This window comes from Shewanella sp. 10B, from assembly GCF_023475885.1.
In the GTDB taxonomy this organism is placed as follows: domain Bacteria; phylum Pseudomonadota; class Gammaproteobacteria; order Enterobacterales; family Shewanellaceae; genus Shewanella; species Shewanella mangrovisoli.
Genome location: NZ_JAMDJO010000001.1, coordinates 740,800 through 757,748, shown reverse-complemented (window position 1 = coordinate 757,748; position 16,949 = coordinate 740,800). Strand labels below are relative to the sequence as shown.

Here is a 16,949-nt window from a genome sequence, read left to right as displayed (position 1 = left end):
CCATGGTCAATCACGCGCTCAAAGCTAAACGACGAGCCTTACACCCTATCGCCTTGGCGACGTACACGAAATTGGGCGATTTGATAGGTTAAAGGCAGGCCCTGAGCCTCACGGAATAGTTCTGCGCGTTGTTGTAATGCCAGCCAATCCTGGCGGCCACGCAATTTGCCTAAGTGAGTATCGGCATCTGAAGAGTTTTCGGTCCGTACGTATGATTGCACCGATGCGCCCACACCCTTAATGGAATAGAGCAAGGTTTTAAGATCTTGAAAATAAACGGTCATTGGCACAAGTTGAACATCAAATAGTTGCCAGTCTTTGGCATCAAAAACCGCTTGTAAGCTTTCAAGGGATTGAAAACCGTTCACCCTTAAACCAAGATGGGATAACTGAGCCAAGCTGCCTTCGGCCACGATACTCAGGTGCGCTTCTCCACCAGCTTTTAAGACTCTAGCCATTTCACTGGTCGCCGCCGAAAAATCATGGCACCACTGCAGGGCTAAATTGGAGTAAATACTATCGATACTCCCATCGGCAAAGGGGAGTTGCTCGGCATTACCACACACGCATTGGTGCCGAGGGAAAGTCACTTGAAGTTGTTGCAGCATCCCTAGGGCGATATCGAGGGCATAAACCTTGATATTGTCACCCACTACACGGTCGGCAAAATCGGTCCCTGGCCCCGCGCCAATATCAAGAATTGCGCCCTTGGCAGCAAATCCCTGCAACAAACTCGCGCCGCTTAAACGCTGTAAACAGTTATGCTCTTGGTAGCGCTTGGCCGCAGCAGAAAACCGATCGGCAATATGCTCGACCTGACGGGCAGATGGATGGGAATTAACACTCACGCCAAGCGGCATAGACATCACAAATTATTCTCACTTTAACATCAAACTTTTACTTATAAGCCTTTACGTTCAAGCTCTTACTTTCAGACTCTTATCTTCAAGCTCTCCACTCTCAAGAACTCAATACCGAGCATTGAAGTGCCCTGCCATTCACCGGATGTTCTGAATCAAACGCTGGCTTACCGTTCAGGCCGCCCAGAAACCCTAGGCAGTGCGCATTCCTTCAGCACTGTGGCAATACTACCGACGCAGCGTCGTATTGCCGCCTCGCTATGGGATGCACTTAAGGTAATGCGCAATCTTGCCGAACCGACCGGCACTGTGGGTGGACGAATGGCGCCGACCCAAATGCCTAATGCCTTTAGCTTTTCTGCCACCCGCAAGGTTTGCGCCGCATCACCAATAATCAAAGGTTGAATTGCCGTGTCGCTACCTAGGAGTGGAATGTCAGCATCTTGGCACAACTGCTTAAACAATAAGATATTGCGCTGCAATTTTTGCTTAAGCTCAGGATGGGCCTCAGTGTATTCAACAGCGGCCAAGGCAAGGGCTGCATTGGCGGGCGACAGCGCCGTAGAATAGATATATTCCCGTGCATTGCTGACCAGAAACTCAATCAACTGCCGACTCCCGAGGATCGCCGCGCCCTGACAGCCTAACGCCTTACCAAAGGTCACTATCTGGATATCGATAAGGTTAGAAGCTGAAGTCGACTCAGCTTGAGCACTCACAGTATCAACAACACCAAAACCATGGGCATCATCGACAATCAACCAAGCATTATGTGCCCGGCAAAGAGCTGATAACGCCGAAATCGGCGCGATATCACCATCCATGCTGAACACACTCTCAGTGATCAACGCAGATACAGCGCTCTTAGTTAATAGTCGCTCGGCACTTTCGATGGAATTATGTAAAAAGCGCTTAAAATCCGCGCCGCTGTCGCGCAATCCATCGATAATCGATGCATGGACCAGTTTATCGGCCAGTACCACATCCTGCTTATCGAACAAGGTTTTACACAAGGTCGTATTGGCGCTGAACCCTGAGCTAAAGAGTAGCGCCGCCTCAAATCCCGTTATCTGGCACAGCTTAGTTTCTAGCGCCAAATGCGCCTCGCTGTAACCCGTCACCAGTGGTGATGCGCCGCTACCCACGCCATATTGCTTAGCGCCAAGGTGCAGCGCTTCGACCAATGCGGGAGCACGGGATAGACCAAAGTAATCATTGCTGCTGAAGTTAAGATAGTGCTGATCCGCTAAGCCAAACTGGGGACCATCCTCACTGAGTGCTGCCGCGCTCGACAGCGCCTGACGCTGCCTAAGCAAACCTTGCTCGGCTAACGCCTGCTGACGGGCGAGGATTTTTGAACTCAGTTTTGAGGTGAGTGGTGAACTCATTTTTTCTTACTCAACTTGTCTTGCTCAACTTTTCTTGCTGTGCATTTTACTTTGCTGGCTTACTCGGCGCCTTGACTGGTTTTTCGCTCAGTCTCGGCATAACGACGGCTCAAATGCTCGCTGAATCTCGCCGCCCGCATCATCCTTTGAGACCTGCGCATCGCCACTTAACGAAGCGCAAGTCCAAAAAACGAGTTTTACTGAGGCGATAAATCTTAGTTACAGCGCCGCCGCATCATAAAAAGGTGCCGAGGCTTTATCTTGGTGGGCCGCAGCTTTGGCTAATACAGCCTGTTCATCATCGATAGTCGCGGCAGCGCCCTGCTCAGGGCGTAAGCCCAGACGGCGGAACAGGCCCATATCATCACTTTCTTCAGGGTTTGGCGTAGTCAACAGCTTGCAGCCATAGAAAATCGAGTTCGCACCCGCAAAGAAACACATAGCTTGCAGTTCGTCAGTCATGTTTTCACGGCCCGCCGATAAACGCACACGGGACTTAGGCATTAAAATACGCGCCACAGCGATGGTACGGACAAACTCCAGCGGATCTAAATCATCGAGTTTTTCGAAGGGGGTGCCCGCCACTTTGACCAACATGTTAATGGGCACTGAATCGGGATGCTGAGGCAAATTCGCCAATTGTTGCAATAAGCCCGCTCGGTCTGTGGCCTTTTCGCCCATACCAACAATACCGCCGGAGCAAACTTTCATGCCCGATGCGCGCACGTGGCTTAAGGTATCTAAACGGTTTTGATAGGTGCGGGTTGTGATCACATCGCCGTAATATTCAGGCGAGGTATCTAAATTGTGGTTGTAGTAATCAAGGCCTGCATCGGCCAGCTCATTGGCTTGCTCGGCACTTAACATTCCAAGGGTCATACAGGTTTCCATGCCGAGGGCTTTAACCTCTTGCACCATTTGCTTGAGGTATGGCATGTCTTTATCTTTCGGGTTACGCCAAGCGGCGCCCATACAGAAACGTGAAGCGCCCGCGGCTTTGGCACTGCGTGCTTCGGTCAACACGGTTTCCATCGCCAATAGGCGCTCTTTTTCAAGGCCAGTGTCGTAACGCGCACTCTGCGGACAATATTTACAATCCTCAGGGCAAGCACCGGTTTTGATCGACAGTAATCGGCTGATCTGCACTTCGTTAGGATCGTACACTTCACGGTGGATACTGTGTGCTTTAAATAATAAGTCATTCATCGGCAGCGCAAATAAGGCTTCGATTTCTTCCCGCTTCCAATCATGACGAACTTGCAACTGCGACATTGAACACCCTTTTATTTTTGTATTTTACCTTGGCTAGGATAACCTCAGCCCTTAAACTGTCAACGCCAACCAGTGATACAGGTTTACCACTGATTAATTTTCAATCAACACTGTGAGCTTTTATGCGCAATTTACTCGATTTGGATTTTGATAGCGCCCATATTTGGCATCCTTATACCTCCATGACCCGCGCACTTCCTGTTTTTGGGGTACACAGTGCCCAAGGCTGCGAGCTGGAATTGGTCGATGGCCGTAAGCTTATCGATGGCACCAGCTCTTGGTGGGCCTGTGTACATGGCTACGGACACCCAGCGATATTAACGGCGATGGAGCGGCAGCTGCACCAACTTAGCCATGTGATGTTTGGCGGCATTACCCACGAGCCCGCCATTGAACTCTGTAAAAAACTGTTGGCGATGACCTGCGAGCCCCTCACTAAAGTCTTTCTCTGCGACTCAGGCTCAATTGCCGTCGAAGTCGCCATCAAAATGGCGCTGCAATATTGGCAAGGGCAAGATTTGCCTATAGCGCAAAAAGCCCAAAAACAGCGCATTCTTACGGTGAAGAAGGGTTACCATGGCGATACTTTTGCCGCCATGAGTGTCTGCGATCCCGAAGGTGGCATGCATACCATGTTTGGCGAGGCCGTCACGAAACAGTGTTTTGTCGACGCGCCACAAACGCCCTTCGGTGAGCCATTACGCCAAGATGATTTAGCGCCAATGCAACGTATTTTACGCGAGCAACATCAACATATTGCCGCCGTGATTATCGAGCCGATTATGCAGGGTGCAGGGGGAATGCGATTCTACAGCAGCGAATATTTACGTGGCCTGCGCGCCCTGTGTGATGAATATAATGTGCTGCTTATTCTCGATGAAATCGCCACGGGTTTTGGCCGAACTGGTAAGTTATTTGCCTATGAACATGCCGATATCACGCCCGATATTCTCTGCCTAGGCAAAGCCTTAACGGGCGGTTATATCAGCCTTGCCGCCACCTTATGTACGGATAACGTCGCCCAAGGCATTAGCCAATCACCCGCCGGCGTCTTTATGCATGGCCCGACATTTATGGGCAATCCCCTCGCCTGCGCCGCCGCCTGCGCCAGCTTAGATTTAATCAATCAGCAGGAGTGGCCAGCACAGGTTGCCGCCATCGAACAGCAAATGCAGCGCGAGCTTGCCGATGCCATCGATATTCCCAGCGTGAAGGAGGTGCGCGTGCTCGGCGCGGTTGGCGTGCTCGAAATGCACCAAGCGGTCAATACCGCCGCACTGCAACAGCAATTTGTCGACTTAGGCGTATGGGTTCGTCCCTTTGCCAACCTGATTTATATTATGCCGCCCTATGTGATTAGTTCTTCACAGCTTACACAGCTGACTCAAGCGATGAAGCAAGTGGCGGCAACAATTGCCCCGCCCCGTGCAAAACAAAGCGACGCACTGGTGACAGAGAGCATCACTATCAGCCACGGCTAATGTTGTTCAATCACAATGCAATTGTGATGCAAGCTCTGCTCTGCATATCGAAGCTTGGCCCAATTAAACTCAGCCAAATGTAAATTCAGCGCAGTTTCAGTTCTGCCGAATGCCTTAACGATCGGCAGGACTGTTTCTCAAAGGCCTCAGGCTTTGACTTTGCGATCCTAACCCTACTCACTCAACTGGCTCACTCAACCGGCTCTGAATTGAGTTATCTTTTGTACTCTTAATGTGGTTCATCTTACTTTGAGTGAAAGTCGTCACATAAAAACGCTTTAGATAACCTTGTTCACAAATTGCATAAAATCTCACTATTTTCACATTTATTTAGCAAGTTAACTGGAAAATTAGTTAAAGCCAGTAATGCTTAATAACACTGACTTCCACATAAGTACGTTTCATAAGCAGCCGCTAAAAACCTAGGCAAAAAGGATAGCTTAGTGCGTGACCAAGAAAAAGGAGCTTTTATGTTTAAACTCGCCGACATTCCCGTCAGCCGAAAACTCGCGCTACAACTTATCACAGCCCTTATCGGCGCCTTAATTCTTCTCACTCTTTCCGTCACTACCTTAAAAAGCAATTTGATGGCAGAACGTGAAGCCAGACTCAACGCAGTGCTCAGCTTAGCCCTCAGTCGCATTCAAGCTTTACAACAAAACTTACCTCTAGAGCAGGCTCAACAAGCCGCAAAAGAGATGCTTAATAATATGCGGTTCGACGGTGACAACTACCTGTTTGTAATTGATGAAACACGCCACATCATAGTTCATCCCGTTAAACCCGAGTTAGTCAGCCTGCAAATGGGCAACAATGGCGCAGAGCAGTACTGGTTCAGCATGGTCGAGTTAGGACGCAATGGTCAGCAAGGTGTCTTGCAATATCCTTGGGTAACAGGCAATGGCAAAAAAGCCCAGAAAATGTCCTTAGTGATGGGATTTAAACCCTGGGGCTGGATTTTAGGCTCGGGGATTTTACTGCAAGACATTGAAAACACGATTTGGCATGAATATGTGCTAATGGGCGGCACTACACTTATTCTCATTCTGCTGATGGCGGCATTGGGCTACATCATCAGTCGCTCTATTGTTCAACCGTTAGAGCAAGTGAACAACGCGATGCAAATCATCGCCACTGGCAACCTGACACCGCAGCTTGTGGTCACTGGCAAAGATGAACTTGCGACCCTAGCGCACAACATCAATCAGAGCATGACAAGCATTCGAACGGTACTGGCAGAGGCTAACCACAGCGCCGACAACGTCTCGCAAGCCGCTTCACGTATCGCATCAACCGCCGAAGAAACCAATCAAGCGGTAAACAACCAGCGGGACCAACTCGCCCAGTTAGCCACGGCGATGAACGAAATGAGCGCCACCATTGCCGATGTGGCCAATAATGCCGAAAGTACCGCGAAAGACACCAAAGAAGCCACCCGCGAAGCCGGGCTTGGCGATAAGGACGTGCACGCCAGCGTTGACGGTATCCATGCGCTTGCCAAAGAAGTGGAGCAAGCAACGCAGCAAGTGAATAAATTAAAAGAAGAAATCATGCAGATCAGTGAAGTGACGGCGGTGATCAGTGCCATTTCGGATCAAACCAATTTATTGGCATTAAACGCCGCCATTGAAGCGGCGCGTGCCGGTGAGCAGGGCCGAGGTTTTGCCGTGGTGGCCGATGAAGTGCGGCAATTAGCCAGCAGAACGAGGCAATCCACAGAGGAAATTCAAAACACCATTTCCCTATTACAACAACGTGCTGTCAGTGCCGCCAATGCGATGGATACGAGCCGCGATCTGGCAGAAAAGAGCGTTGACCAGTCCACAAAGGCAGGCAACGATTTATCCCTCATTGTGACCCATATTAAGCACGTGAGTGATATGGCCACCCAGATTGCAACCGCGGCCGAAGAGCAAAGCGCGGTGGCAGAAGAAATGAACCGTAACGTCTGCGGGATTAATAGTTCGGCGCTTGAAGTGTCTGAATCCGCCACTTATCTTGCTCAAGAAAGCGAAAGCCTCGCCGAGCTATCGCTTAATCTCAATACCAAACTGGCGGCGTTTAAGCTCTAAGCTCGAGTGAACTCAATATGGGGCCAACATCCTGATGTTGGCCTCTTCTTTAACGACTCGCCTTGACCAGGCTCGAAATCAATGCCCGTAGCGCCGCCGGTTTAATCATTTTCGCCATGTAGTGGTAACCTCGACGCTGCACATCTTCCACCAGCTCCTTACGGGTATTGGCGGTGATTAAAATCCCCGGTAACTCTTTGCCATAGAGCGCGCGGATCCCATCCATCGCATCGACACCATTTTGGCCATCGTCCAAGTGGAAATCCGCTAAAACAATATCCGGCGCCACCCCTTTTAGACCTAACTTTATGCGTGCATCGGCTAAATCCTTGGCGCAAATTACCTCACACTGCCAGCGGCTGAGTAGACTCTCAAGCCCAGCCAAAATGGCCTCTTCATTGTCGATACACAGCACTTTAATCCCAGATAAAGGTTGCAATAGCGATGGCAAGGCCTTGACCTGCGGCTGACGCACGGTTTCCCCTAAAGGCACACTAATAGAGAACACTGAACCACGTCCAAGCTGTGAGGACACTTGAATACTGTGGTTTAGTACCCTGCTGATCCTATCGGCAATCGCCAACCCTAGGCCAAGACCACTAACGCTTTTACTACGTGGATTATTTAAGCGCTTAAACTCTTTGAAAATTTCGCGGGTTTCGTGCTCATCAATCCCACAGCCCGTGTCCAATACTTGGATCTCTAACTCACTGCCGCGATGGCGACAGCCAAACAACACCCGTCCACCACGGGCATAACGGTAAGCATTGGTTAAGAAGTTTTGCAGCACGCGCCGCAGTAGCGAAGGATCGGAATTAACTGTCGCGCTACAAGATATCATCTTAAAGCGAATTTGATTGTCCGCCGCCATCGCCTCAAATTCGACCGACAGACCATTGAGCAGCTCGGATATGGCAAAGTCGCGGCGATTGACCTCCACCATGCCGGAATCCAGCTTCGAAATATCCAATAAGTCGGTGAGCAACTCGCCCGCTGTTTTGAGCGAGCTATTCACATGGGATAGGGTGGTGCGCGCCTCGCGGTCCAAATTAGGATACTGGGACAAGGACGCGGTAAACAATCTCGCCGCATTCAGGGGTTGCATTAAGTCGTGCCCTACCGCCGCTAAGAAGCGACTCTTAGAAGCGTTAGCCATTTCTTCCTGCGCCTTGGCCTCAAGCAACTCACTGTTTAGCATGGCTAACTCATAGGTACGCTCTTTAACACGCGATTCGAGGGTTTCATTGGCCTCAAGTAAAGCCCGTTCCTGCTCACGGTATTGAGTGATGTCGGTAAAGGTCATCACAAAGCCGCCATCGGGCATAGGATTGCCTTGAATTTTAATCACTTTACCGTCTTTACGTTGTCGCTCTGAGGTATGCGGCGTGCCATTACGCATATGCTGCACACGTTTTTCGACCTGTGACTCAATATCCCCCTCACCGCAATAGCCCCGCGCCGCGTTAAAGCGGATCACTTCACCAATCGGCATCCCTTGCTGTAAAAATCCATCCGGATATTGATATAGCTCGACGTATTTGTAGTTCCATGCCACTAAGTTGAGGTCGCTGTCGATAACACTCATCCCTTCATAGGCATGCTCGATAGCCCCGCGCAGCATATCTTGGCTGAGCATGATTTTGGATGAGGCTTCATCTACTAGACTAAAGACTTCATCCAAGGCCAAGTCGCGCCCCTGTAAAACCGAGTCCATTACCAAGGAGGCACTGGAAGCGCCAAGCACTCCGGCGAGTAAGCGCTCGGTGTGGGCGATAAGCTCAGGTGTCGCAGCCTTGTGCCAGCTGTCACTCTTGACCGCCTCGGTGGAGAATCGGCTAAAGCTTTCATAGGCGCGGGTTGGGCTAACAAAGCGACTGGCTAAGATCAGCAAATCCTGCTGGGAGATGGGGCCATTTTTCTTATTGGCATTATTTTTAAGCTTACCCGGGCTGACAAAGGCGCTGGCTTGAATACGCTCGGCCACCCCTGCCCTAAACCAAATCGAGCCTAAGATGTAGCAGGCAATATTAGCGAACAAGGCTGTGAGCGCATCGCGCACATTGGGGGTAATGGCATCTAACAGGTCGATATTACTCGACAACAAGGTCGCCACATTTTGGCCGTCATTCATGCCGCTCAGCATGATGTAAAACCACAGGCCAAAGCCCACACTCAAGCCTAAAAACACCCCGGCACGATTACCGTGCTTCCAATAGAGCCCGCCCACCAGCGCAGGAGCCAGCTGGGCAAACGCCCCAAAGGATAACATCCCAAGGTGCGACAAGGAGTCACTGTCGGCTAGCGCCAGATAACTGCCATACCCCAGGCCAAGGATGATGACGATGGCCAGGCGGCGTGCATTTAACAGCATCTGCGAAAACTGGCTAAAGTTTTTCTCACGGATATTGCCCGTGCGCAGCATCACAGGCACCAGCCACTCGTTACTCACCATCACGCTTATCGTCACTACCGCCACAATCACCATGCCAGTTGCCGCAGATAACGTACCCAACAGTGCAATCACGGCGAGCAGTGGATGATCTAACGCAAGCGGTAAATTGATCACATAAGTGTCTGCGGCAACGCTATCCCCGAGGATGACTTTACCCGCTAGGGCGAGTGGCCCAACGAATAAGCCAAACAAGGCCAAATACAGTGGGAATAACCAGCGCCCCTTAGACAACACCGACTCATCGGCGCACTCCACCACCATCACGTGGAATTGCCGTGGCATACATAAAAACGCCGCCATGCCGACGAGCAGCTCAGGCATTAAGGCTTCGATGCGAGGATTTGGGTAATTAATTAAGGCTTTTTCACTCGCCTGCTGCCAGATATCACCAAAACCATCGAACACCCCAAAGCTAATCACAATCCCCACCAGCAAAAATGCCGCCAGTTTGACTAGCGATTCAAAGGCAATCGCCAGCATCATGCCGGGGTTATGCTCGGTGGCATCGAGCTTACGCGTTCCAAATAGAATGGCAAAAATCGCCAGCAATGCTGTGATAAGTAAAGGGATAGTAATGCCGTTTAAAGGATCGTCTGCTGGCTGAAACAAATTAAGGCTAAATACCATCGCCTTAAGTTGCAGGGCAATGTAGGGCATGATGCCAAATAGCGCGATGAGGGTAACAATGGCCGCCAAGGTTTGTGACTTACCGTAACGGGCGGCGATAAAGTCGGCGACCGAGGTAATATTTTGCGCCTTGGACACGAGGACCATCTTGCGCAGCATGCCAAAACCTAAGGTGAAAATAATGATAGGACCGATAAAAATCGGAATGAAGGACCAAAAATCATTAGCCGACTGCCCTACCGTGCCTAAAAAGCTCCACGATGAACAATAAACCGCCAGACTTAAACCATAAATGCCTACCTGAAGCTTCTTGGTCACACCGCTAAACCAACGCTCCGCGCCCCAGGCTAAAAGGAATAAAAGTGAGACATAACAAATAGCAATAACGGCGACGACTAAGGTTAGATTCATATTTTTGCTCTTTTTTCCATTATTGTGCGATAAATAATGGCTGAAATCTAGCCAGATTTTCGAGTGCAACAGCCTAAATATAAAGGAGATTTTAAAACTAGACCAAGGTCTAATGGAGTTGCCAGCCCCTTGCATACCATACTCAGACTACGCAATTTTTAGAAAGGGAAGCCCTATGAGCTCGCAGTCTCTCTACAAAGTCTCCGGCAATATCGCTGCCAATGCACTTGTAAATAATGATCAATATAAAAAAATGTACCAAGAGTCGATTGTCAATCCAGAGGGTTTCTGGAGAGAGCACGGCAAACGGATCGATTGGATAAAGCCATACACTAAAATCAAAAAAACCACTTTTGACGATCATAACTTATCGATTAACTGGTTCTACGACGGCACCCTAAACGCCTCAGCCAACTGCTTAGATCGCCATCTAGCAGAGCACAGCGACCGCGTTGCCATTATTTGGGAAGGCGATAACGCCAGCGAACAACGTAAAATCACCTACGGTGAGCTGCACACTCAAGTGTGTAAGTTTGCCAACGCCCTACGCAGCCAAGGCGTGCGTCGTGGGGATATTGTGACCATTTATATGCCAATGGTGCCAGAAGCGGCAGTGGCAATGCTGGCCTGTGCCCGCATCGGTGCCGTACACTCGGTGGTCTTTGGTGGCTTCTCACCCGATTCAATCGCTTCACGGGTCATCGACGGTAAATCTAAGGTCGTCATCACCGCCGATGAAGGTATGCGTGGTGGCCGCGCGATCCCACTCAAACGCAACATCGACGATGCGCTCAAGCATCCCGATGTTACCAGCGTTGAGAAGGTAATCGTACTTAAACGTACTGGCGGCAAAGTTGATTGGGTAGAAGGCCGCGATGTGTGGTGGCACTCACTAGTTGAAACCGCATCCGAGCACTGCGCCATTGAAGAAATGGGCGCCGAAGATCCGCTCTTCTTACTTTATACCTCAGGTTCTACCGGTAATCCCAAGGGCGTATTGCACACCACCGGCGGTTATATGGTGTATGCCTCTATGACCCACGAGTATGTGTTCGATTACAAACCCGGTGAGATTTACTGGTGTACCGCCGACGTGGGTTGGATCACGGGTCATTCCTACATGGTGTACGGCCCACTCGCGAACGGTGCGACCGTGCTTATCCACGAAGGGATCCCTAATTACCCAAGCCCAGCGCGTTTAGGCGAGATGATTGACCGTCACAAGGTCAATATTCTCTATACGGCGCCGACACTTATCCGTGCACTGATGGCCGAAGGTAAACAGCATTTTGACCAGTATGATGGCAGCTCGTTGCGCATCATGGGCTCTGTGGGTGAACCCATCAACCCTGAAGCTTGGCGCTGGTACCACGAGGTCATCGGCCATGAGCATTGCCCAATTGTCGATACTTGGTGGCAAACCGAAACCGGCGGCATTTTGATTACGCCATTACCAGGTGCAACCGATACCAAACCCGGCTCGGCGACTCGCCCCTTCTTTGGGGTACAACCGGCGCTCGTGGACAACATGGGTAACATTTTAGAAGGCGCAACCGAAGGTAACTTAGTGCTGCTCGACTCATGGCCAGGCCAAATGCGTACCGTTTATGGTGACCACGAACGCTTCGTGCTGACCTACTTCAAAACCTTCCGTGGCATGTACTTTACCGGTGACGGCGCGCGCCGCGATGAAGACGGTTACTACTGGATCACTGGCCGTGTAGACGACGTGATTAACGTCTCTGGGCACAGATTAGGCACTGCAGAAGTAGAAAGTGCACTGGTGTCACACGAACTGGTCGCTGAAGCCGCCGTTGTGGGCTATCCCCATGATATTAAAGGTCAAGGTATTTACGCCTATGTCACCTTAACCCGCGGCACAGAAGAGAGTGAAGAACTTCGCCAAGAGCTGCGCCAATGGGTTCGCAAAGAAATTGGCGCCCTGGCCACACCGGATCTTATCCAGTGGGCGACAGGATTACCTAAGACACGTTCAGGCAAAATCATGCGCCGTTTCCTGCGTAAGATTGCCGCGAACGAAGTGACCAACTTAGGTGATGCATCAACGCTGGCCGATCCAGCCGTGATTGAGACCTTGATTGAAACTCGCTTGAATCGTAACGAGTAATCGTTATCCCGCGCTTAATCGTGACTTTTCACGGTTAAGCGCAGCTTTAGCTCCTGTACGTTTGAACCTTGCACCTTTGAGTAAAGGTTCCTTTAAATGAAGCAAACCCTGTTGAGAAAGTGCCTGATTGCCCCTTTCTCTTAGTTGCCCCTCCAACCAAGGGGCATTTTTTTGGTTCTGTGTTAAGCTTGGCGCCAAACTCAATCGACCAAGAATATCTAGCAGCGTGTCAGTTAATTCCAGCCCAAGCGTTACCCTCAGGGATTACCAGCAACAAGCCGTCGATGCCGCCATCGCGCATTTCAAAAAAAGCACCGAATCCGCCGTGTTAGTCCTGCCAACAGGAGCAGGGAAAAGTATCGTTATTGCCGAGCTTGCCCGCATCGCCAGAGGACGTGTGCTGGTTTTAACCCATGTGAAGGAACTGGTTGCCCAAAACGCGCAAAAGGTCGGATTACTGACGACTGAGGCCAGCATTTACTCCGCTGGGTTAAATCAAAAATCGACTGACGGCAAAACCGTCGTGGCCAGTATCCAATCCGCCGCGCGCGCCTTAACTCAATTCGATGAGCCCTTCTCGCTGGTGATTATCGATGAGTGCCACAGAGTCAGCCTCGAAAAAACCAGCCAATATCAGCAGATCTTAAGTCATTTACAGCAGCGTAATCCCAAGCTCAAATTATTAGGCCTAACGGCCACTCCCTATCGGCTCGGTACGGGCTGGATTTACAAACGCCATTACCATGGCAAAGTTGGCTCGCCTGAACTTGGGATCTTCGAGCAGTGTATTTTCGAGCTCCCCATCCGTCCGCTGATTAAACAAGGTTATTTAACCGCGCCCACCTTGTTCGATGGTTTAAGCGCTCAATATGACTTCAGCCAAATCAAGCCCAATGACAATGGCGAATATCCCGAGACCCAAGTCAATGCGCTGCTGAATCACGCTGGACGCGCGACAACGGCGATTGTGGAGCAACTGATTGAGCTGAGTCACCATCGCCAGGGGATCATTATTTTCGCGGCAACAGTTCGCCATGCTGAAGAAATTGTCAGCCAGCTCAACAAGGAGCACAGCGAGCAAACGGCAATCGTCACAGCGCAGACGCCAGATAATGAACGTGATGAACTTATCGAGCGCTTTAAAGCGAGGGAGCTTAAGTTCCTTGTCAACGTGGCGGTATTGACCACGGGATTCGATGCGCCCCATGTGGATTTGATTGCGATTTTACGCCCCACCGCATCGGTGAGTTTATTTCAGCAAATGATTGGCCGCGGTCTTAGGATCTGTGAAGGTAAAAAAGATTGTTTAGTGATTGATTACGCAGCCAATGGCTATGATTTGTATTTTCCAGAAGTCGGCCAAGCTAAGCTCAATAGCAATTCGGTTCCGGTACAAGTTCACTGCCCTGTCTGCCAGTTTGCCAATATCTTTTGGGGATTAACCGACAATGATGGCGATATTATCGAACACTTTGGCCGTCGCTGTCAGGGCATAGTCGAGCATCATGGGCAAAAGCAGCAATGTGACTTTCGTTTTAGATCTAAATCCTGTCCCGATTGCGGGCAAGAGAACGACATTGCGGCGCGTATTTGCCAGCATTGCCAATCAACCTTAATCGACCCCGACAAACGCCTTAAGCAAGTATTGAATAAGCAGCACCATCATCTGTTCCGCTGCCAGCATATGACGTTAATGGGTGATGCAGGCGATCTTAAGGTGCAATATCTGGACATTGAAGGAAACGAGTTTAATCGACGCTTTAAACTGCAAACGCCCGCACAATGGCGTACCTTGTATGCGCTGTTTATTTTTCCCCATAGTCGCACGCCGGGCCTAAAACCTAAGCAATACAAAAAAGTGTCTGAGCTGATTGCCGATAGCGCCGCCTTTCGAATGCCGGATCTGTTACTGCTGAAAAAGCACAAGAAAGGCTGGGATCTGCTCGAAAGCTATTTCGATTACCAAGGGCGCTATCAAACTGAAAATAAACACATCTGACATTATCAATTCGGTTAGCGCTATGGTATAAAACGCTTAAAGTAATCCTAAGGAGCTATTATGTACGTTGTTATTTTTGGCCGTCCTGGCTGTCCTTATTGCGTGCGAGCAGTACAACTGTCAGAGCAACTCGTTGAAAAACGTGATGACTTTAAATTTAGATACGTGGATATCCACGCCGAAGGGATTTCTAAAGCGGATCTCGAGAAAACTGTCGGCAAGCCAGTCGAAACTGTGCCACAGATTTTCGTTGATGAAAAACACGTAGGTGGTTGCACCGATTTCGAACAATATGTTCGCGATAACAACCTGTTAGGTTAATCCTAATACCAAATAAAAAGGAGACCTCAGGTCTCCTTTTTATTTATTACATCAAACGTTAGAGCACATACTTCGCCGAGAAGATGATCCGGCTTAAATCACCATCATCACCATTCTCTTTACTGTTTTGGGCGTACATATATTCCACCCCAAAGGTCAGTGGTTTACTAGGGGAATACAACAGGTTGATATAGCCAGAATAGGCATCCTTATTCACCCCTGTGCCCGTTAAAGCCACATCATTATCCGCTTGCATACCAGAAAATGTCACACTGGTGCGCCACTGTTCGTTCCACCAATGACGGTAAGACACAAAGCCGCCGAAGGTACGAATGGATTCGATATCGCCGCTCGCATCTAACACACCCGCATTAATGTAGTTAAGCGCCATATAACGCCCTAAACCATCACCATAGGTTGCGGTAAAGCGCAGATCATCTTTACCAATGGGGATAATCCCCGCCACACTGGCGCCGTAACCAAAGCTCGAACTATCGATTTGGGTCGCACCGATTTTGGTTTCTAAATTGAGTTGACGAGCAATACCCGCAAACGAGAATGAGGCGCCGCCGTCCGTCTTGAGATTGTATCGTGCCACCACATCAGGCACGACACCATTACCACTGGTGATCCGTGCGCCACCTTGATTCGGAGTTACCGTTGTTTCAGGGTTTTCTATCGCAAATTGGAAGTTGCCATGGGTATAACGCAGTAACGATTGACGCACAAAGGGCGTACCATCTGCAGCCCCCACAAAGTCGAGGTTTTCAGGCAGAGCCGCAGGGTTTTGGAATGTGGTCCAGGTTTGACCTACGATCCAATTATCATAGGATACATAGGCATGGCGGATACGTGGTGAATAGCTGTTAGACACCCGCTCATTGCCATCTGTGTGGGTCATGAAATCCAGTTCAATAAAGCCCGACAAGCTATGACCATCAAGGTCCGTTGCCGCCTTAAAATTAAATCGCGTTTCACGGGCTTGGAAATCCACCACTTGGTTACCGTTGCCGTCTTTACCGTAAATGGTACCCGGTACGTAAAACTGACGGGATAAATCCCCCGAATCGGGTGCCCCATTGCCATAATCGCTGAACATCACGTCCGCCTTGATATAGCCACCAAATTCAACGTCAGTATTTTTTAAAGAAGCCGCATTGGCAGAGCCCATAAATGCCAATAAGGTTGCAGAGTAAAGCAAGCTAAGTTTTGCTTGTTTCATTTTATGTTTCCCCAGTTGTTATTATTTGTCCGCAGCCAATATGGACAATTTAACAAGCGAGCAACATTGGCAATAAGTCTATGAGACAAAAGTAGAAAATGCTGAATATAACGCGAAAATACTTTGGGATTGCAAGCTAAAGAGGAGTTTACTAGGGAATTTTAGAGTGGTGGGTCGTGAAGGATTCGAACCTTCGACCAATTGGTTAAAAGCCAACTGCTCTACCGACTGAGCTAACGACCCATTTAAGGAATCTGAATTTTACACTCTCAGAAAAGTGGCGAATCGTGAAGGATTTAAACCATTCGATTGATTGGTTAAAAGCCTACTGCCCTCGCTTTATAAAATAAGCGACAGGCTAACGACCCATCTATGAACTCTGAATTTTACACTCTCAGAAAAGTGGTGGGTCGTGAAGGATTCGAACCTTCGACCAATTGGTTAAAAGCCAACTGCTCTACCGACTGAGCTAACGACCCATCTAGTACTCTTAATTTTACACTTTCAGAAAAGTGTGTGAATCGTGAAGGATTTAAACCATTCGACTGATTGGTTAAAAGCCAACTGCCCTCGCTTTATAAAATAAGCGACTTAGCTAACGACCCATCTAAGGACTCTGAGTTTTACACTCTCAGAAAAGTGGTGGGTCGTGAAGGATTCGAACCTTCGACCAATTGGTTAAAAGCCAACTGCTCTACCGACTGAGCTAACGACCC

General features: G+C 49.6%; 10 protein-coding genes and 5 tRNA genes. 5 read left to right on the top strand and 10 right to left on the bottom strand.

Translation table 11 applies throughout. The annotated features are described in order from the left end of the window. Positions 1–38 precede the first annotated feature (38 nt). The 3 genes from bioC to bioB all read right to left on the bottom strand — a co-directional run bounded on the left by bioC (position 39) and on the right by bioB (position 3,520). Positions 39–866: a malonyl-ACP O-methyltransferase BioC gene (bioC, locus tag M0415_RS03200; RefSeq protein WP_249556606.1), complete on the bottom strand. Its 828-nt coding sequence runs from the start codon at positions 864–866 to the stop codon at positions 39–41. A 161-nt stretch (positions 867–1,027) separates the two neighbouring features. Beyond that, positions 1,028–2,248, bottom strand: a complete 1,221-nt coding sequence (locus M0415_RS03195; protein WP_249555695.1) for an aminotransferase class I/II-fold pyridoxal phosphate-dependent enzyme — start codon at positions 2,246–2,248, stop codon at positions 1,028–1,030. A gap of 219 nt (positions 2,249–2,467) precedes the next feature. Further along, positions 2,468–3,520 (bottom strand): biotin synthase BioB, encoded by a 1,053-nt coding sequence (gene bioB / locus M0415_RS03190; RefSeq protein ID WP_011623120.1) that lies wholly within the window; start codon positions 3,518–3,520, stop codon positions 2,468–2,470. Between the two features lie 122 nt (positions 3,521–3,642). On the opposite strand from bioB, the gene bioA reads away from it, so the two are divergent. Both bioA and M0415_RS03180 read left to right on the top strand, forming a co-directional pair. After that, entirely contained in the window at positions 3,643–5,001 is a 1,359-nt protein-coding gene (bioA, locus tag M0415_RS03185) for an adenosylmethionine--8-amino-7-oxononanoate transaminase (protein ID WP_249555696.1), read from the top strand. A 470-nt stretch (positions 5,002–5,471) separates the two neighbouring features. Next, complete coding sequence (locus M0415_RS03180) at positions 5,472–7,073, top strand: methyl-accepting chemotaxis protein (RefSeq protein ID WP_249555698.1); 1,602 nt, start codon at positions 5,472–5,474, stop codon at positions 7,071–7,073. A gap of 49 nt (positions 7,074–7,122) precedes the next feature. Here M0415_RS03180 and M0415_RS03175 read toward each other — a convergent pair whose 3' ends face one another. Next, a complete protein-coding gene (locus M0415_RS03175; protein ID WP_249555700.1) occupies positions 7,123–10,563 on the bottom strand; it encodes a hybrid sensor histidine kinase/response regulator in 3,441 nt (1,146 codons plus the stop codon). Between the two features lie 175 nt (positions 10,564–10,738). Here M0415_RS03175 and acs point away from each other — a divergent pair, with 175 nt between their 5' ends. The 3 genes from acs (at position 10,739) to M0415_RS03160 (ending at position 15,011) form a co-directional block, all read left to right on the top strand. Then, on the top strand, positions 10,739–12,691 hold the full coding sequence (acs, locus tag M0415_RS03170) for an acetate--CoA ligase (protein ID WP_218738754.1): 1,953 nt from the start codon (positions 10,739–10,741) through the stop codon (positions 12,689–12,691). Between the two features lie 226 nt (positions 12,692–12,917). Next, positions 12,918–14,690, top strand: coding sequence for a DNA repair helicase RadD (gene radD / locus M0415_RS03165; RefSeq protein ID WP_249555702.1), 1,773 nt, complete (start codon positions 12,918–12,920; stop codon positions 14,688–14,690). Between the two features lie 60 nt (positions 14,691–14,750). Then, positions 14,751–15,011, top strand: a complete 261-nt coding sequence (locus M0415_RS03160; RefSeq protein WP_011072684.1) for a GrxA family glutaredoxin — start codon at positions 14,751–14,753, stop codon at positions 15,009–15,011. Between the two features lie 58 nt (positions 15,012–15,069). Here M0415_RS03160 and M0415_RS03155 read toward each other — a convergent pair whose 3' ends face one another. The 6 genes from M0415_RS03155 to M0415_RS03130 form a co-directional block, all read right to left on the bottom strand. After that, positions 15,070–16,233, bottom strand: coding sequence for a DcaP family trimeric outer membrane transporter (locus M0415_RS03155; protein WP_249555704.1), 1,164 nt, complete (start codon positions 16,231–16,233; stop codon positions 15,070–15,072). Positions 16,234–16,400: 167 nt separating this feature from the next. Continuing rightward, positions 16,401–16,476, bottom strand: a tRNA-Lys gene (locus M0415_RS03150). Between the two features lie 35 nt (positions 16,477–16,511). After that, a tRNA-Lys gene (locus M0415_RS03145) sits at positions 16,512–16,601 on the bottom strand. Positions 16,602–16,636: 35 nt separating this feature from the next. Next, a tRNA-Lys gene (locus M0415_RS03140) sits at positions 16,637–16,712 on the bottom strand. 38 nt (positions 16,713–16,750) lie between these two features. Continuing rightward, positions 16,751–16,838, bottom strand: a tRNA-Lys gene (locus M0415_RS03135). A gap of 35 nt (positions 16,839–16,873) precedes the next feature. Continuing rightward, positions 16,874–16,949, bottom strand: a tRNA-Lys gene (locus M0415_RS03130).